At 40.3% G+C, this 18,569-nt stretch carries 19 protein-coding genes and 1 riboswitch; of the genes, 11 read left to right on the plus strand and 8 right to left on the minus strand.

All coding sequences use genetic code 11. The features are described from left to right. Nucleotides 1-76: 76 nt before the first annotated feature. Nucleotides 77-188: riboswitch (TPP riboswitch) on the minus strand. A 55-nt stretch (nucleotides 189-243) separates the two neighbouring features. Beyond that, a complete protein-coding gene (locus H5183_RS19830; protein ID WP_310736593.1) occupies nucleotides 244-645 on the minus strand; it encodes an META domain-containing protein in 402 nt (133 codons plus the stop codon). Between the two features lie 124 nt (nucleotides 646-769). Further along, on the minus strand, nucleotides 770-1,165 hold the full coding sequence (locus H5183_RS19835; protein ID WP_145234627.1) for a thioesterase family protein: 396 nt from the start codon (nucleotides 1,163-1,165) through the stop codon (nucleotides 770-772). A 120-nt stretch (nucleotides 1,166-1,285) separates the two neighbouring features. Here H5183_RS19835 and H5183_RS19840 point away from each other — a divergent pair, with 120 nt between their 5' ends. Then, nucleotides 1,286-3,379 (plus strand): TonB-dependent receptor, encoded by a 2,094-nt coding sequence (locus H5183_RS19840; protein ID WP_182732515.1) that lies wholly within the window; start codon nucleotides 1,286-1,288, stop codon nucleotides 3,377-3,379. A 78-nt stretch (nucleotides 3,380-3,457) separates the two neighbouring features. On the opposite strand, the gene epmA is transcribed toward H5183_RS19840, so the two are convergent. After that, nucleotides 3,458-4,432 carry an elongation factor P--(R)-beta-lysine ligase gene (epmA, locus tag H5183_RS19845; RefSeq protein ID WP_182732516.1) on the minus strand — a complete coding sequence of 325 codons (975 nt, stop codon included), beginning with the start codon at nucleotides 4,430-4,432 and terminating at the stop codon, nucleotides 3,458-3,460. A 55-nt stretch (nucleotides 4,433-4,487) separates the two neighbouring features. After that, nucleotides 4,488-5,054, minus strand: coding sequence for an elongation factor P (gene efp / locus H5183_RS19850; protein WP_145234620.1), 567 nt, complete (start codon nucleotides 5,052-5,054; stop codon nucleotides 4,488-4,490). Nucleotides 5,055-5,094: 40 nt separating this feature from the next. Between efp and epmB the strand changes: the two genes are divergently transcribed. Further along, entirely contained in the window at nucleotides 5,095-6,108 is a 1,014-nt protein-coding gene (epmB, locus tag H5183_RS19855; RefSeq protein WP_149983254.1) for an EF-P beta-lysylation protein EpmB, read from the plus strand. Between the two features lie 9 nt (nucleotides 6,109-6,117). Here epmB and H5183_RS19860 read toward each other — a convergent pair whose 3' ends face one another. Then, entirely contained in the window at nucleotides 6,118-6,327 is a 210-nt protein-coding gene (locus H5183_RS19860; protein ID WP_145234615.1) for a hypothetical protein, read from the minus strand. A gap of 71 nt (nucleotides 6,328-6,398) precedes the next feature. Between H5183_RS19860 and H5183_RS19865 the strand changes: the two genes are divergently transcribed. Continuing rightward, nucleotides 6,399-6,689, plus strand: a complete 291-nt coding sequence (locus H5183_RS19865) for a prephenate dehydrogenase (protein ID WP_145234613.1) — start codon at nucleotides 6,399-6,401, stop codon at nucleotides 6,687-6,689. 45 nt (nucleotides 6,690-6,734) lie between these two features. On the opposite strand, the gene H5183_RS19870 is transcribed toward H5183_RS19865, so the two are convergent. Further along, entirely contained in the window at nucleotides 6,735-7,232 is a 498-nt protein-coding gene (locus H5183_RS19870; protein ID WP_145234611.1) for a DUF3016 domain-containing protein, read from the minus strand. 248 nt (nucleotides 7,233-7,480) lie between these two features. Between H5183_RS19870 and galE the strand changes: the two genes are divergently transcribed. After that, nucleotides 7,481-8,494 (plus strand): UDP-glucose 4-epimerase GalE, encoded by a 1,014-nt coding sequence (gene galE / locus H5183_RS19875; RefSeq protein WP_182732517.1) that lies wholly within the window; start codon nucleotides 7,481-7,483, stop codon nucleotides 8,492-8,494. A 204-nt stretch (nucleotides 8,495-8,698) separates the two neighbouring features. Further along, nucleotides 8,699-9,436, plus strand: coding sequence for a DUF417 family protein (locus tag H5183_RS19880; RefSeq protein ID WP_310736594.1), 738 nt, complete (start codon nucleotides 8,699-8,701; stop codon nucleotides 9,434-9,436). Nucleotides 9,437-9,570: 134 nt separating this feature from the next. Here the strand turns inward: H5183_RS19880 and H5183_RS19885 are convergent, their stop codons facing one another. Together H5183_RS19885 and H5183_RS19890 are read right to left on the minus strand one after the other, a co-directional pair. Then, on the minus strand, nucleotides 9,571-10,251 hold the full coding sequence (locus H5183_RS19885; protein WP_145234605.1) for a Fe2+-dependent dioxygenase: 681 nt from the start codon (nucleotides 10,249-10,251) through the stop codon (nucleotides 9,571-9,573). Nucleotides 10,252-10,338: 87 nt separating this feature from the next. Then, nucleotides 10,339-12,519 (minus strand): TonB-dependent siderophore receptor, encoded by a 2,181-nt coding sequence (locus H5183_RS19890; protein ID WP_182732519.1) that lies wholly within the window; start codon nucleotides 12,517-12,519, stop codon nucleotides 10,339-10,341. Nucleotides 12,520-12,855: 336 nt separating this feature from the next. Here H5183_RS19890 and H5183_RS19895 point away from each other — a divergent pair, with 336 nt between their 5' ends. The 6 genes from H5183_RS19895 to H5183_RS19920 are packed head-to-tail and all read left to right on the plus strand — an operon-like array spanning nucleotide 12,856 to nucleotide 17,777. Then, entirely contained in the window at nucleotides 12,856-13,620 is a 765-nt protein-coding gene (locus H5183_RS19895; RefSeq protein ID WP_182732520.1) for a DUF3450 family protein, read from the plus strand. After that, the gene (locus H5183_RS19900) at nucleotides 13,617-14,927 is read left to right on the plus strand and encodes a MotA/TolQ/ExbB proton channel family protein (RefSeq protein ID WP_182732521.1); all 1,311 of its coding nucleotides are present in this window, start codon (nucleotides 13,617-13,619) and stop codon (nucleotides 14,925-14,927) included. Before H5183_RS19895 ends, H5183_RS19900 begins: the two co-directional genes overlap by 4 nt. Further along, entirely contained in the window at nucleotides 14,920-15,291 is a 372-nt protein-coding gene (locus tag H5183_RS19905) for a MotA/TolQ/ExbB proton channel family protein (RefSeq protein WP_145234597.1), read from the plus strand. Before H5183_RS19900 ends, H5183_RS19905 begins: the two co-directional genes overlap by 8 nt. Before the next feature lie 4 nt (nucleotides 15,292-15,295). Then, complete coding sequence (locus H5183_RS19910; protein ID WP_182718359.1) at nucleotides 15,296-15,700, plus strand: biopolymer transporter ExbD; 405 nt, start codon at nucleotides 15,296-15,298, stop codon at nucleotides 15,698-15,700. Between the two features lies 1 nt (nucleotide 15,701). Beyond that, entirely contained in the window at nucleotides 15,702-16,364 is a 663-nt protein-coding gene (locus H5183_RS19915; protein ID WP_182732522.1) for a hypothetical protein, read from the plus strand. Nucleotides 16,365-16,391: 27 nt separating this feature from the next. Further along, nucleotides 16,392-17,777 (plus strand): lipopolysaccharide assembly protein LapB, encoded by a 1,386-nt coding sequence (locus tag H5183_RS19920; protein ID WP_182732523.1) that lies wholly within the window; start codon nucleotides 16,392-16,394, stop codon nucleotides 17,775-17,777. Nucleotides 17,778-18,569 lie beyond the last annotated feature (792 nt).

The raw sequence follows: 18,569 nt of genomic DNA on the forward strand, positions 1-18,569 counted from the left end.
TAGATTGGTGTTACAAAAAAGCACTACCAACCTTGGCAGCCACAGTGCTTATGCCCAAAACTGGCGCACAAGCACCCGTTTTAGGCAGCTTGTTCCCTACGCAGGTGTTAGCCTGATCAGGTTCACGGATCCCGCTTTCGCGATCTCAGCCTTTAAGTTAAAAACTCAAGGCACTCCGACAAGTAAAATTCTATATATTGTTCGCTAACGAGTGTACGTTAGATATTGCAAGCCTGCAAGAGATCAACTTGCGGGAATAAACGCAAATGTTTGCTCGCCATTTAAAACCAATTGCTGATCTTGAATTTGCAGTGGCACACCTTGCTTTAACGCATTTAAAAACTGCAGTTCAAACTCGTCCAATTTATCTCCGCATGATTTACGGGTCATACCTAATTTATTCACCGTTAAATGATTATCATCAAGTTGACCTTCACCAAAAAATTTATTACAACCAGCAAAACCATTGACTTGCAGGGCTTCAATAAAACTTAATGATGCTGAATATGATGCAGGGATTGCTAAACCATCAACCCGTGATAGTTGCCACTTAGTGTATTTTAATTGCTCACTGGTGACTGTCCCTGTCGATGAGCAGCCAATACATAAACCGATTATAAGCATCGGGATTGCTGCTAATTTCATGTAATTACTAACCTAAAACTCAATTGCAACATGATAACAATAAATAACAGTTTATACCGTTAATAATGCATGTTTTTAATGTAAAAAAATGTTCTAAGATAGTAAAAAAGGTGGCACCGGAAAATTACTCAGGCTTAAATAGTAGATCAACTTGATCGGGCAAAAATGGCCGACCTAGCTCATTCACCGCGGTGCCAATCACCAGTGCCTTTAACATCACTTTTTCATCATGCTTTCTTACCACTGTTTGTCGAAAGCCAAACTTTAAGCGACTAATACGCTCAGGCTCTACAGCGACATAAAACTCATCTCCGGGCATTAGTGATTGCTTATAATCCATCTCGCTACGCATTACGACCAAATTAATTTTATCGCGAGTAAGCTGAGCAAAATCAACCCCATTCGCATGCAAAAACTCATGGCGCGCATGCTCTAGGTAATTAAAATACACACTATTATTTACAATGCCTTGTAAATCGCATTCGTAGTCGCGTACTTTAAAGTCAACTTTAAAGGTCATATTTGTATTCCTTATTATGTATACTGTGCGCGTTTATAGCACATAAATATAACTGGTATCACGACTTTAATGAGAATAGTTGCTATCATGCAAGTCCTTAAAATGGAGTTAAGTAATAGAATGAAATTACGCCTGTCTTTAATTACTGCCGCGCTTTTACCTTTGATAAGCGCCCCAGCTTTTGCTGAAGATACTGAACTTGAAAAAATACTCGTCACCGGAGACTTTCAAAAAGAAAGCATTCAAACCCTTAGTGCCAGTGCCAGTTTATTTAGCGAACGCGAAATTAATGACCGAGGTGCTAGTTTTCTAGACGAAATGCTTGCCAGTGCTGCCAACGTAAATTTTACCGCTGGTGCTTCTCGTGGCCGTTACATCCAAATTCGAGGGGTTGGTTTACGCTCACAATTTGTTGACCCTATTAACCCTTCTGTTGGCTTAGTGATTGATGGCATTAATTATTCCGGCTTAGGTGGTAGTTCATTACTGTTTGATGTAAACCAAGTTGAGATTTATCGCGGTCCGCAAGGTACTCGCTTTGGTGCTGATGGTATGGCTGGTATGATCCAAATGGAATCAGCCGATCCAACTTTTGATCCAAGCGTCAAAGTGCAGCTAGGCGCAGGTAACTACAACAGTTATGAAGCGGGTGTTGCCGCAGGTATTGGTATTACAGACAGCACCGCAGTGCGCGCTAGTATTTATCAACGTGAGTCTGATGGTTATGTTGATAACCTATATTTAAACGAGTCAACACAACAGCAAGATGAACTGGTTAGTCGTTTTAAACTACACAGCCAACTTACAGATCATCTTCGCACTGAATTAAGTGTTCATTATATTGATATCAATAACGGCTACGATGCATTTACGCTTGATAATAGCCGTAATAGTGTAGCCGATCACCCAGGCCAAGATAACCAAGAAAGTATCGCGGTAGGTCTTGCCAACATCTACACTGGCTTTGATTGGTTTGATGTCAGTTTAAACTTATCAGGTATTGATAGTGATTTAGTTTATAGCTTTGATGAAGACTGGGTATGTAACGATATTAATAAGTCGCAGTTATGCGGTGCAGGACTACACCCCGATGGTTATAGCTCAACCGATAGCTACTTTCGAGATCGTCAAGACCAGGCTGCTGAACTGCAATTTAATGGCAAAGGTGGTAACTGGGTTACGGGACTTTATTATCAAGCCCGTAATGTTGATTTAGAACGCCAATACACTTGGCTTGCAGCTCCATTCGCTTCAACTTATGAAACTAGTAATACCGCAATTTACGGCCAACTAGCAACGCCGATTGGTAATAAAACCACCTTAATAACAGGCTTACGCGTTGAGCAATACCAAGGTGATTACACCGATAATAATGGTTTTATTGAAAGTACTGATGATGTGATGGTCGGTGGTAAACTTGCCCTTGAGTATCAAGTCATTGACCGTACCATGATTTATACCAGCCTAACTCGTGGTTATAAAGCAGGAGGAATTAACTCTGAAGCACTCGCCAAAGCGAAAGATGACGGTTTAAACCTTGATGCTGATTTCTTTAAAAACCACACTAGTTTCGCACCAGAGTACCTATGGAGTGGTGAATTTGGCGTTAAAGGTAGCTCTTTAGATGAAAAATTTATTCTGCGCTTAGCGGCCTTTTATATGTATCGCGAAGATATGCAGTTAAAAGCCTGGAAAGTGGAAGACCAAAAGTTTACTGGTTATATTGATAACGCCAGCTCTGGAGAGAATTACGGCCTTGAAATTGAAGGCAGTTACCAATTAACTGATGACTTAATTTTCACCGGTAGCGCTGGTTATTTACATACTAAAATCAATGACTTTGTCGCTCAATCTGGTCTAGATCAAGATGGTCGCGAGCAATCACAAGCGCCTAAATACCAGTATGCATTCACGGCTCGCTATAACTTTACTGATGAGTTATTTGCTACAATCGGCATTGAAGGTAAAGATAATTATTACTTCTCAGATAGCCACAACTCGCAGGCACCGAACATTAATTTAGTTAATTTAACTGCTGGTTACGAGGCTGAGCAATGGTCAATTCGCGCTTGGGCACGTAACGTGTTTGATGAAGAAGTACCTACACGTGGTTTTGAATTTGGTAACGACCCACGCGAAGGGTATGCAACTCACACATACACTCAGCTTGGCGAACCAATGGTTGCCGGCGTCACATTTATCTACGAGTTATAAAAACGAGTTTCAAGGGATAAGTTAAAAGGTAAAAGCTAGATTACTTTTACCTTTTCTTAACCTTGAATCTTGAGCCTTTTAAGCCCTACCTACATCAAACGCGATGACTTCTTTTATGGTGTTTTTTTTCGTTGCTAACATCACTAACCTATCAACCCCTAATGCTACTCCTGCGCATTGTGGTAAACCATGCTCAAGAGCGGCGATTAAACGGGTGTCCATAGGCACTTGTGTTAAGTTATTCGCTTTGCGGTATGCATTATCTTCAGTAAAACGTTTAGCTTGCTCCTGTGCATTGGTGAGCTCATTAAAACCATTCGCCAGCTCCATGTTCTGATAATAAAGCTCAAACCGCCCAGCGACTCTAATATCATGCTCACAAATACTCGCCAGTGCGGCTTGCGATGCAGGAAAATGATAAATAAAACAAGGTTTTTGTTGGCCAATTGTTGGCTCAACTTTCATACAAAATAATAATTGTAGTAACGTATCACGGTGAGTTTCATGCTTAGCGATATCAGCAAACCCCTGTTCACAGGCAAGTGTTTGTAACTGTTCAATAGTGGCACTGAGCGGATCAAGTCCTAATGCTTTGGTAAAAGCATCTTGATAGGTTAAACGCTCTGCAGGTGGAACATTTAAGATAAGCTGCATTAATTCATCAATTTCATCCATCAGCGCAAACTCATCAAACCCAGGGCGATACCATTCCAACATAGTAAACTCAGGATTATGATGGCTGCCCGCCTCTTCGTTACGAAATGCCTTACAAATTTGGTAAATAGCACCACTGCCGGCTGCCAATAATCGCTTCATGGCAAATTCTGGTGATGTTTGTAAGTAAAGCGGTAAGCCTTTCGCGAAACCGGGGCCAATAAACTGCGTTTTAAAACTCGCTAAATGAACATCAGTAACACTCGCTGCACTTAAACTAGGCGTATCAACTTCCATAACGTGGCGTTGGTAAAAGAATTCCCGAATAGTGCGTAAAATTGCGGCTCGTTGTGCCAAAGTATTTACTTGTGCGCTTGGTTGCCAAAGATCTGCTGACATATTTTCTCCAAAAAAAATCCCAGCTTAAGCTGGGATTTATTAAGCTATATTAAAGTTACTTAACACGGCTTACATATTCGCCGTTACGGGTGTCGACTTTAATTACTTCACCGATTTGTACGAATAATGGTACACGAACAACAGCACCAGTGCTTAGCGTTGCTGGCTTACCACCAGTACCTGCTGTGTCGCCTTTAAGACCAGGATCTGTTTCAGTGATCTCAAGCTCTACAAAGTTAGGTGGTGCAACAGCTATTGGATTGCCGTTCCACAAAGTAATAGTACATACATCATTTTCAACTAACCATTTACCAGCATCGCCAAGCGCTTTTTCATCAGCTGCGATTTGTTCAAATGTTTCGTTATTCATGAAATGCCAAAACTCACCATCAGTGTAAAGATACGCAAGATCGGTATCCATTACATCAGCCCCCTCTACTGACTCACCTGATTTAAAAGTTTTTTCAAGTACTTTGCCAGAGATAAGTTTACGAATACGAACACGGTTAAACGCTTGGCCTTTACCAGGTTTTACCATTTCATTTTCTAAAATACTGCAAGGCTCGCCGTCCATCATAATTTTTAGGCCGCCCTTGAACTCGTTGGTGCTATAATTCGCCATCGTTTCCTCTATCTAATAATTTCGAGTAATCTACCTACCAATGATACAAAGAAATGAAGCAAATTTGCATATAAACTGGCAAAAAGAATTAGCTAATGTTGTTACTTGCCCAAGCACCTTGCTAGAAATGCTAGGTTTATCAAGCATGGCCGACGAAAAAGACCTCAAAGCACGAGCTCTTTTCCCGGTACGTGTGCCTGTGCCTTTTATCAAAAAAATGCGTTATGGCGATATTAATGACCCATTACTGCTGCAAGTCATGCCGCGCCACCAAGAGTTTATCGCTAAAACAGGTTTTGATAAAGATCCATTAAAAGAGCAAAACAACGCTCAACCAGGATTATTACACAAATATAAATCCCGAGTTTTAGTGATGTTTAAAACTGGTTGCGCCGTTAATTGCCGTTATTGCTTTCGTCGCCATTTTCCATACCAAGAAAATCAGCTAAATAAACGCAGCTTAATTGCAGCGCTCGATTACATAAAATCGGATGCTAATATTAACGAGGTGATTTTAAGTGGTGGTGATCCGTTAATGGCCAAAGACGACGCAATTAGTTGGTTTATGGATGAGCTTGAACAATTACCACAAATTAAACGAATGCGAATTCATAGCCGCCTACCGGTGGTGATCCCATCTCGCGTTACTGACCAATTGTGCGAACGTTTTGCAAAGTCTCCACTTAAAATTGTGTTTATTAATCACATTAACCATGGCAACGAGATTGATGATGATTTTAAAGTGGCAATGCAAAAACTCAAAAAGGTAGGTGTCACATTGCTCAATCAAGCGGTGCTATTAAAAGATGTAAATGATACCAGCGAAGCGCAAGTCGCATTAAGCGAAGCGTTATTTGATGCCGACGTACTGCCTTATTATTTATATTTACTTGATAAAGTTGAAGGAGCGAGTCATTTTGATATCGACGAATCACAGGCACGCAAAATCATGGCCGAAATGCTTATCGCATTGCCAGGATTTTTAGTACCAAAGCTGATGCGCGAAATCGGCGGTCAAAAAAGTAAAACGCCGATTGACCTCAAGCTTTTATAAACACAAGGCTTAAACGTATACGTTAACGTTATTGCCAAGCGAAGCTGTAACTGATTTTGCTGGCGTTTGTGCAGCGCTCGAACTAGCGGCACCTTCAATAAGTGCCAGTGCTGCTGCACCATCCGCTTTTTGCTGTTTTTTTGCCAATGCTGCGCTGTATACTTCGCCACTTTGACCCGCGCCACTCATGGCCGGTAGATTTCCACCTGATATATTCATAGCTCATACCTGACTTTTTAGCTTATTACCCGTATTATATCGGCATTGCGGTCTAAAGCTTTAGGAAAAAAATGGATTCAATTATTGAACAACTCAATGCCAACTTAAAAATTGTTTATCGCCAGTCTCTTGACGCAGATAAAAAATTAGATGAGTTGCAACAACAAGGCTTAGGTAAATTTACAGCGTTATTTCCTGCCGATGCTGGTTTTACCTTTGAAGCAAAACGCTTCAAACCTTATGTATTAGATGTAGCTGCAGATGTAGAAAGCTTAAGTTCAGAAGGTTTTAGTGAAGAAAAGCTAAAAACCACTGTTATTAAATTACAACAGTTACTGCAATTACTCGCAACGTTCAAGTAACTATAAAAGCGCTATCATTAAACTGTAGCGCTTTTTACTCTTAATTTAGCTTGGGGTAACAACTGGCAGTAATTCTTTATCAAACCAATCAGTGATCAAACGTTTATCATAGTAAAACTGTTCATCACGGCCCATTTTAATTTTATCCATAAAGCCCATATCTTTTAATTCGACTTTATCGCTTTGACTAATCACGTTACCGTCTTTATCAGTAACCGAATATTGAAACTCAATGCGTGGAAAATAAATTGGTTTTACAATACGTAAATCATTCATACCGCCAAAGCGTACATCACCGGCTAAATCCAGCTCAGTCACTTCAACATTAAACTTATACCCTTCAGGCAACTTTTCTGCCAGTTTATTAAAGTGCTTTTCAAAACTGCTCGCTACATGTTTATGGTATGAGCCTTTAGGTTCATTTGAAGGACGTACATCACGGTAGTCATTGAAGTCTTGCCATTTTACGACAGCTTCTCCTGCTTGAGCAAATACAGGCAGTACAACTAACATAGCCATCGCTACTTTTTTAAATGTATTCATTGTCTATCTCCAAAATGCCCTTGGGCTAATATAGTTGAAATAATAGCACTAACAACTTAACTATAGCTTAATACTATTTAGTCTCATTGTTATCATTTATGTAAAATATGTAACCAGACACCAGTTAACTATGATTAATTGATACCGTAACATCATGGAACAACAAAAAGATCAGATAAAGCATGTATTGAAGTGCTATTTATGATGAAATTACAACTATACACCTTCACCTTATATATGGAGATTTCATGACAATTTTAGTAACAGGTGGCGCGGGATACATAGGCTCACACACTGTTGTTGAATTATTACAACAAGATAATGATGTTGTTATCATTGATAATTTAAGCAACTCGAGTGTGGAATCACTTGAGCGTGTAAAAAAAATCACTGGTAAAACTGTAAACTTTTATCAAGGTGACATCCTTGATAAAACATTTTTGGCCAGCGTTTTTGCAAAACATACGATTGAGAGTGTTATTCATTTTGCCGGTTTAAAGGCTGTCGGTGAATCAATGGTGAAACCCATTGAGTATTACCAAAATAACGTGCAAGGTACGCTGACTCTCGTTGATGCTATGCGCGATGCAGGTGTGTTTAAACTCGTATTTAGCTCATCGGCAACAGTATATGGTGATCCAGCAAGCCTACCAATTCAAGAAGATTTCCCGGTAGGTGGCACTACTAATCCATACGGCACATCAAAACTGATGGTTGAAATGATGTTACAAGACATCGCTAAATCAGATGAGCGCTTTGCATTTGCAATTTTGCGTTACTTTAATCCCGTAGGTGCGCACGAGTCAGGCCTAATTGGTGAAGATCCCAATGGTATTCCAAACAACTTATTACCTTACATAGCGCAAGTGGCAGTGGGTAAATTAAAGCAGCTGGGTATCTTCGGCGATGACTATGATACGGTTGATGGTACTGGTGTGCGTGATTACATCCATGTTGTTGACTTAGCGCTTGGTCATTTAAAGGCACTTAATAAAATAAACCAAGATACCGGTGCCCATGTTTACAATCTTGGCACCGGTAATGGTTATTCGGTGCTACAAATGCTCAACGCATTTAGCAAAGCCTGTGGTAAAGATATTCCGTATCAGGTATCACCTCGTCGCCCAGGTGATATTGCAGCTTGTTATGCAGCGCCTGAAAAAGCTCTTAGTGAACTTGATTGGCAAGCAGAGCGTGGTATCGATGTGATGATGAAAGATACGTGGCGTTGGCAAAGTAACAACCCAAATGGGTATAAATAGCAAAACTTAAACCAGCTTCAATAAGCTGGTTTTTTTATATTTTTTGAAATAAAAAGTCTCGTTTACCACTCTTTTACAGTATCTATATTTAATCACCTATCAAAAATGCAACCAACCTATACTCGTTACAGTATTCATTCACTGCTAATTATTAGCTTATCGCTATTGGGTCTTAGCCTCTTATTAGGAGCAGGGGTAAATAATGTGCATGCTATTTTCAATTTTTATCAATTAGCCAATGTAATCCCTGAAACTGGGCAATCAATACTCGCTGGAGTGGCTTTTTTAGTAACCGCTTTATTTATTATTTTAAGTTTAAAACAATCACGTTTTCAGACCCCTGCTTTTGTTAGCCTGATCACTCTTGCCGTTATACCGCTTGTTACCTTATTAAGTGAAAGCCGCTGGATGACTGACTTAGGTGGCTTCCCAATTATAGGCTCTGGGCAAGGTATAATTAAGTACACCGCACTTGTTTCTCTCGCTATTTACCTTTATAAACCGCAGCGCTTGTCAGCTCAAGGCATGGTAATTTTGAACTTCTTTCCTGTTGCATTAGTGCTTATTTGGATTGGTGGTATGAAATTTTACGAGTTTGAAGCAAATGGAATTATATCACTGGTATCAACCTCTATTTTTATGTCTTGGTTATATACCTTATTTTCAGTGCAAACAGCGTCTAATCTAATTGGTGCGTACGACATCTTTTTTGCTTTAGCACTCGCTTTGGCTATCATTAAAAAGCATCCATTAGCCATTTATGTTGCGGCTCTTGGCTGCAGTGCCGTATTTTTAATGACGCAGACATTTTTATTCTCAGCTGAAGGAGCTTTTGACAGCTCAACACTACTTGCAAGATTAGGCCTTTTTGTGATTAAAGACTTATGGTTTATCGCAAATTTACTGGTAATTGTTAGCTTTGCAAAAAAAAGTCTTAATTAACTACTATTTCAATAACATATTTAATAATGTGCATTGTAAGATCTAAAAAGCGCTATCACTTAACCAATCGTGGTAGCGCCTTATAAATATATACTTTTATATTTTGAGTTTAAATACACATCACTACAACCTGTTTACGTCTGTGCCCATTGCCTTAATAAATTATGATACACACCAGTTAACCTAACAATCTCAGGGCTATCGCTGACTTTTTCGCGCAAGCTTTGAATCGACATATCCAACTCAAATAGCAAACCACGCTTTTCATCGCTATTAACCATGCTCTGCAACCAAAAAAATGAAGCTAAACGTCGCCCCCGAGTTACGGGAGTGACTTTATGTAAACTGGTTGATGGATACAACACCATACTACCTGCAGGGAGTTTTACTATGTGAGAGCCATAAGTATCTTCAATAACGAGTTCGCCACCATCATAGTCTTCTGGTTCGCTCAAAAATAACGTCATTGATAAATCCGTACGAATTTTCACTGGTGTGCCAGGTACTTGTCGAATCGCATTATCAACATGAATACCAAACGATTGGCCACCTTGGTAACAGTTAAATAAAGGTGGAAAAATTTTTGCAGGCAACGCCCCTGACATAAATAGATCACTGCGAGCCAGAGCGCCCATAACTATATCACCGAGCTCTTTGGCTGCAGCGCTTTGCTCAGGTAATTGTAAGTTATTTTTGGTCTTAGTTGATTGATAACCTGCGGTAACACTGCCATCAGTCCATTGCGCGGCCAATAAAACATTACGGCAATAAGCGACTTCATCAGCACTAAGCAAGTCTGGTATTTTTAATAGCATGGAAGTTCCCAAATCTTAAAAAAACAGGCTAATAAGCATTAACCTGTTTAATAAGCTTTAACCTATTTAACAAACATTAGTTTGTAATTAGAAAGAATAACTAGCCGTTAGTGTAAAATAACGACCTTGACCAGGAATAAAGTGTCCGCCACCTAGTTTATCTTCATAATCTTCATCCGTTAAATTCTCACCATTAAACTGAATGCTTAACTGCTCAGTTGCTTGATAAGAAAGCATCATATCGAACAAAACATAACTATCGGCTTTACGACTGGTCGCTGAATTACCATTATAACGCTCACCAATATATTGTGCGCCAAAACCTGCAGCTATCGCGTCGCTAAAGTCATATCGAGCCCAAACACTGTAGCTATTTTTAGGTGCTCGAGCCAAGTTATGCCCAACATCACCAGTAGCTGTAGATTCAGTAACTTCGCTATCTTGATAGGTATAAGAACCGATAATACTTAATTCGTCAGTGATAATACCTGTTGCAGACAACTCTAAACCTTGCACTCGTTGCTCACCATCAAGCACTTCAACACCACGCTGATCACTATTAGGATCATCCACGCGCGCATTAGTTTTAACCGTTCTAAAAATAGCGGCACTGGTCATCAACTTATCATCAAGTAAATTCCATTTAGTGCCTAACTCATAGCTTTGGCTCTTCTCCGGATCTAACTCACTTGAATTACCACGAGTAGATACTGCAATGCCTTCAGCCGATGGGTTATACGAGTTACCTGCACCAAAGTAAATGCTGCTATTTTGACTTGGCTTATATACGGCAGATGCGTTCCAACTAGTCATGGTATCGCTAGTTGAGATCATTAATGCTGGATCCTTGTAATCATACTGATAATCGCTATCGTACTGCTCTGAACGTAAACCCGCAGTTAATTGCCAATATTCATTAAATGTAATTGTATCGAATGCATAAATTGCACGGGTTTTAGCAACCGCTTCAGTACTAGTGCCATCACGACCATACTGACCAGTGTAAGGTAAATAAGCATCTGGGTTGTATAAGTCATTCAGCGCTGGTTCGTTCTTTAAATTATCAGCTACCAATGCAGTCACATTCCAACGGCTAAATGTCTCGTTAGTTAATTCAACACCAGTAACCACATTATGTTTTACACCAGCAAAATAGTACTCACCAACTAAATCAAGTTGCAGTGTTGCCAATTCATTGCGCGTATCGCGATTTTTAACGTCGCTCATTCTTATATCAGTTGTTGTTTTTACATCAATAAAACGCGGCGCTGTCACTGTATCTTTTCGCTCTACACGACCAATGCGACCTTGGGCACGTAGCATGGTTGTTTGCGACAAGTCATACTCATACTTTGCAGTTGTTGAATACGCTTCGATATCTTCAAAATCACGATATACGTTACCGTAAAAATTAGTGAAATTCACCGGTGGCGCTGCATTTTCGCTACCAGCAAGTTCAGCAACAGGGCTAGAACCAACCCACGGAATACCGTAATCAGACATATTATCTTGATTCTGATAATCAGCATTAAGATTAAAACGGCTATTGGTTCCTAAACCAGTCGCAAACGAAACCGCGACTGCTTGTTTTTCTTTTTCAACATGATCACGCCCAGCAACATCCCCTTTATCAACCAGTAAATTGACACGTAGCGCTGATGTTTCAGCCACTTTAAAGTTACTATCTATTTGCGCGCGATAATCACTCTCTGTGCCTAAACGCAGCGAAGCATCATTAAATTCATCCAACGTCGCCGTTTTTGTAGTTAAGTTAATACTACCGCCCGTTGAACCTCGGCCTGTTGTTGCTGAGCTTGGGCCTTTTGCAACTTCGATTTGCTCAACGTTATAAGTATCACGGTCGTACCCGGCAATATCACGAATACCATCGATAAAAATATCATTGGCAGCACTAAAACCACGAATAGATAAACTGTCACCAGCTGGCGCACCGCCTTCACCCGCCGCCAATGAAATACCCGAAACATTACGTAACGCATCTTGCAAACTATCTACATTTCTATCTTTCATCACAGCTTTGTTAATAACCGTTATTGATTTTGCAGTATCAACCAACGGCTGGGTGCTCTTTATTGATGATGATTTTTCAACTTTATAGCTTTGTTCCGATTGCGTTTTTGCTTTGGTTACTGATAGCTCTTGTATATTTTCAGCTCCTTGAGCAGACGCCCAAGTTGATAAAGTTGCGGTAACAAAAGCAGCCAGCGGTTTTATATAAGTTCGGCGTTTATTAGTCATTTTACCCATTTTAGCTCCATTAGCAGGGAACTTGCTAACACGTTGTTTTTGTAGCAAGTCATTTAAGCACGTTGATTTAAGTTCGGCGGAATCCTAGCACTGAGTAATATTAATGTAAATGCGAAATGTTATCACTTGTATTATTTTGTCAATCATTGTACTATTTTTCACACTTTTAAACTTACGTAACGCGACTGTAAATGCACAGTAAACTTGGGGGCATGAGTGGCGTAAAAAATTAAGTTTAAGCGCTTAAAAATCAAGGTTTTTTAATTTTATAAAGTTAAAGCCAGAGCTTGGCTTTGTACTGTAAATGGTTATTACTTTTAGGGCATTACTTAGCATATGCAACGTTTTATAAAATCTGTTGGGGCAGTTATTTTACTAAGCTCATTCTCAAGCTTAGCTGATCCGGTTAGCGAACTTGAAAACCTCGTTAATCAGTGGTTACAAATAGAACAACAAACTAGTGAGTTAGAAACACATTGGCTAGAAAAAAAAACCTCGATGCAACAAACATTAATCTTACTTGATGCAGAGCAAGCACAACTCAAACAGCTAAACCAAAATCGTCAAAAGAACACCTCTGAGCTGGCAGAAAAGCGCACTGCGCTAATTCAACAACAAAGCCAGCTTGAGACCGATGAAAACGCGCTCAATAGTCAATTAATCCAGCTCAGCCAGCAATTGCGCTCACTGCAAGTACAATTACCTCCCCCATTACTGGCGAGCTGGCAAAGTATTGGCGATCTAGATAACGAAAGCCTAGATGCGAATGAAAAGCTACAAATTGCTTTAAAAATGCTTGGCCAATTGGCTGATTTTCAAAACCGAATTTCAATTCATGAAATGGCAATCAGTAATAGTGAAGGCAAAGAAATATGGGTAAAACAGCTTTATTTGGGTGCCGCACAAGCATGGTTTGTTAGTAATGATTTAAGTTATGCGGGCACTGGCTTCCCTTCTGAGTTAGGTTGGCAATGGCAATTTGATACTGAAATTGATGGCGAGCAAATTGCCCACGGTATCGCTGTACAAGAAAAAAAACAAGCAGCTCACTGGCTTACCTTGCCTGTATTTAGCTATGCAGCTAAGGAGCTGACGCCATGAAACGATTCTGTACTTTTTTGTTTGTTACACTACTGAGTTTTAGCCAAGTAGTAACAGCCGCGACTGCGGATGCTGCCAAACAACAATTACTAACGGATATTAAAACGGCGCAGAGCGTTTTAAATAAAGCACAACAGCGGATTGCCAAACAGCAAACAACTATGGCACAACAGATATTTGAAAAACAGCAAGCACTTAAAAAAGAGCGTGAGCAAGCGACACTCAATCGCCGTTTAGCTGATGAAGACACATTGAGTTTAACCCAGCTACAAACACGCTTAGATAGCTGGCAACAACAACAGCAATATCGGCTAAATTTACTCAACCGATTTACTCGTCAATACGCTCAGCAAGCGCAAAGTAAAAACGATCAACAAGCACTTTTGAATGATGTAGTCGCGGTGATAGAGCAGCAAACCGCGGCATTATATCCAGAGTTTAAAAAACAAAATATAGTATTGAAAAATGGCGAACTGACCGCAGCTACAACATTACAAGTAGGTCCCGTGGCTTGGTTTAGTGTTGCACAGCCAAAACTAACCGGCCTGCTTTCATCAGCAGCTAACGTTGCAGTACCAAAAGTAGCTATAGTTCAATCAAGTGATGAGAATAACCCATTTGATATCGCTTACTCACAAGTAAATACGAACTCAGCTAAGATCGCAGCTTCTTTAACATTTGATCCAAGTTTAACCCGCTTAGTTGCCAGTCAAGCGCAACAAGAAGGTGCAGTTGAACATCTTGAAAAAGGTGGCTTATGGGCAATCCCTATCATTTTATTTGCATGTTTTGCATTATTAATTGCGCTATTCAAGGCATATCAATTATTTAGCCTTAGTAAGATCAAAGCTGTCTCGACGCTGACTTTACAAACTGCGTTTGATCAACCTGAGCAACACAGCTTCAGCGGAATGCAAGCAACACTGTTTCAACTCTCTGTTGATAGCAACATAGGACAAATAAGAGATGACCAGTTATTTAATCAGCTGATGCATAATAAACACAAGCTTGATAACTACATTGGCGCAATCGCGATCACAGCATCGATAGCACCGCTACTGGGCTTATTGGGCACAGTCAGTGGCATGATTGAAACATTCAAAATGATGACGTTATTTGGCTCTGGCGATCCAGAAGTGGTATCTGGTGGTATTGCCCAAGCTTTGATCACTACCGAGCTTGGCCTCGTTGTTGCCATACCAGCATTAGTACTCAATGCGCTACTATCGCGTAAAGCTAAAGCCTATTACACCCAACTTGAAGCGTTCGCACTGCAACTTAGTCAACTTGAGGTGAAAAATGTTTGAGCAACTGTTCGATAATTTTATCTGCTGGCTTATCATCCTATTAGCGCTATTTGTTTATCAGCTCATTTGGCACGATATCCTGCATTTAAAACAATATAAACTGCAACGCCAAGGTTACTGGCACGATGTCAGCTCTATTTTGACCGCTGCGCTGCCATTACTTGGTTTATTAGGCACCATTATTGGTTTACTCGATACATTTAAAGTGATGTCGCAAGGCGAAAACGAATTAATGAGCGAAGCGATAAGTAATGCTCTACTCACTACACAACTGGGGTTAGTCTGCGCAATTCCTGCATGGCTGATGCAAGCTTACTTGCTGTACGTAACACGTAACAGTGCTATCCAACAGCAAGCGAGCTAAGCCAATGCAAGCACGTTTAAAACAACGCCTAGAACAACAGTCTGCGCATCATATTGATATGTCACCACTATTAGATGTGGTATTTATACTATTGATTTTCTTTATTGTAACCACCGTTTTCGTTCGCGAAAGTGGGGTCGAGGTTGATAAACCGCAAGCCGTCTCAGCAAGCAGATTAAAGCAACAAGTTATTTTTCTTGCCATAACTGATAGCCAGCAGGTTTACTTTGACGGTAGCCAAATTGGCGTGGCCGGTGTGCGCAGCAGCGTAGAGCAAATGCTAAAACAACAGCAAAGACCGGTAGTGATCCAAGCTGATAAAACCGTACCAACCGAGCTATTAGTAAAGGTAATAGACGAAGCAAAACTTGCTGGTGCAGCAACCGTTAACTTAGCGACCCAGCAATAATATGCAAAATAATATACTCGCATCACAACCTGCAATAGCTAATAAACGTCATCCGTTTTTTGCTTTTATGTTGAGCCTAACGGTACTTGCATGCGCGTTAGTTTTACTTTGGCTTGGGCAAATTGCTGAGCACGCTATCAACGACAAAGTTATCGTTCGGGAAGTTGCTTTAGTGCCACTGCCTCCACCTCCGCCACCAACCGTGACGCAATCAGCTGTGACAGAGCCGATGCAAAGCCTCGTTGTCGAAGGTGCGGGTGCAACTATTCAAGCCATTAATATAAAAATTGAAAGTAAAATTTCGCTTAGTAAACCAACCCTTGCAAATATGCCAATTGCGACTCCTGAATTTCAATCTATCGAAGTTAATTGGGATGCCTTTAGCTTAAATCAACTAGATGGTTTACCCACGCTACTCACTCCCGTAAAAGCAGTATTACCTAAAAAGTTAACTCGCCAAGGTGTGAGTACCTTCATCGTGAAGCTCGATGTTTTTATCGATGAAAATGGCCGATTAAGCTTAATTGATGTTATACAAAACCCGTACCCTGAGCTAAAGCCTGAAATAGATAAGATCATTAAGCAAAGTCGGTTTAGTTCACCAAAAAAAGACGGTGAAATAGTGAGAGCCAGATTTATTTGGCCCATTGAATTTAAACCTTAGTAAAGCCAGTATTTAAGTGAAAATACAATGAAAAGATTAACAACAAAAAAATGGTTAACGTGTTTAGCTATCGTGCCATTAACCTTTTATATGACTGCCAGCCAAGCAACCTCATTGCAGGTAAAACTACAGCCAAGCGATCCACACTGGCAGTTGCTGATCAATAATAATTTACTGAGCCCAACAGATATAAAAATCGAAGCTAATGAACGCAGCTTCGCCCAGCAACTAAAACCACTATTACAACAAGGTAACTACCAAGCTGTAGCTGATCAATTTACACAACGTGAATTAGGTAACGATAGCCCAGCGTTACAACTTTTACGTGGCCAAGTTTTGTTAACCTTAAAACAGTTTGCAGGAGCTGAGCAGGCGTTAAAGGCTAGTTTATCAAGCATGCCAGATTTAGTTAAAGCTCATCAAGGTTTAAGTCTGCTCTATATGCAGCAAGGTAATTATCAACAAGCACAGCCACATCTAACCCGCTGTATTGAACTTGGCCAAGCTGATGCGCAAGTCTATGCGCAACTTGCCTATATTCATGTACAAGCTGAGCAACCTTGGAGCGCAATTGCAGCTTATCGTCAGGCATTAATGCTTGAGCCACAGCAAGCAGAATATCAACAAGGGTTACTATTTTCACTAATTGCTGCAGGCGATCTAGGTCAAGCCCAAGCTCTGCTAAAAGAGCTATTAAATGCATCCCCTAACAATCCAGATCTTTGGCTACAACGTGCACAAATTGCCTTACAACAAGACAACAATAAACAAGCTTTGGCAAGTATTGAAGTAGCTTTAAAGCTGGCACCTAGCAATGCAAGTAATCAATTACTTGCAGCACAACTTCACCTTACACAAGGTAGCTACTCACGCTCTGTTGAATTGTTAAGTAATGCATTAGCAAGCACTCAGCCAGCTCAAATAGCAGAAGCTAGCGAGATTAGTATGCAAACCCTAAATTGGCTTATCGCACAAAAAAAATGGCAGCTAGCCAAGCAGCTCGTTTCGCAACTAAACCCTTTTATAAATAAGTTATCAAAACAATCCCGCGCAGAGTTTTCAGTTTATACCGCTCAGCTAGCAATTGAGCAAGGTAACTTTAAACAAGCTCAAAAGAGTTTACATAAAGCATTAACAATCGACCCAAATCTTGGCGATGCACTGTTAAGCCTGGCAAATATCTATCAGCAACAAAACCAACTGACACAAGCAAGGTTAATGTATTTACGAGCACAAGCTTTACCTGAGTACCAACTCTCTGCATGGTTAGGTCTCGCGCAAATTGAAATTGAAAATAAAAACTACAAAGAAGCATTAAGCCAGCTTAAAAAAGCACTTAACGCTAACCCACAAAGGCAAGATTTACTCTCCAACATTCGCGCTCTTGAAGGTCTGATCCAACGAGAAGGTTAATAGTTAACAGATTTATACCAATCGTGTTAAGTTACTGACCATTTATAGCGACAGATAAATACAGTGATAACAAGGCGTAATTTTCGACATGCAGTTGTTTTACTTGAATAAATTATAACGCAGTTAGCACTTTATTTAGCTCGCTAGAATGGTTAAATATTTAAGTCGATTGGCATAAACTACCCATCAACGATCACACCGTATGACGTCCCGCCTGCGTCGCTTTTGATATTAATTCCCATGTGTTGCGTCATGAAATCTTTATTGACGATAGGGCACTCAGCGCTTCGGTTTTACTATTACTTAGGCACACTACACCAAATAAGTATCCATACTCAAATTGCTTTAAAGGTAGATGCCCTGGGATGTGAAGGAGCGTTTGTTTGATGAATAGGAATACACATGCCGTAGAGCATAGGATTGCAAGAGCGGTCACTAGTGAGTTCGGCATGGGGTCTTGGCTTGGTGTTTTAACTTTGTTCCAGACGTAAAAAAGCCGCTTCATTTCTGAAGCGGCTTTCTCAATTTGGAGCTTGGTGATGTCATAGTGCCCACAGCGGTAGAGAGCCACATAGCAAATGTATAGAGTCGGCATTAGGCGCTTATTCTTTTCCTTTTACCTGATGCCTTTTACCTTTCACCTCGAACCTGCATTTTCACTTTCCTGCAGACAACAAAAAACCCGTCACATCGCTGTAACGGGTTTCTCTTATTTGGAGCCTGGCAATGTCCTACTTTCACATAGCAAATGCTACACTATCATCGGCGCTGTTTCGTTTCACTACTGAGTTC

The sequence above is a fragment of the Pseudoalteromonas sp. SR44-8 genome (genome assembly GCF_014163635.1).
Taxonomy (GTDB): domain Bacteria; phylum Pseudomonadota; class Gammaproteobacteria; order Enterobacterales; family Alteromonadaceae; genus Pseudoalteromonas; species Pseudoalteromonas rhizosphaerae.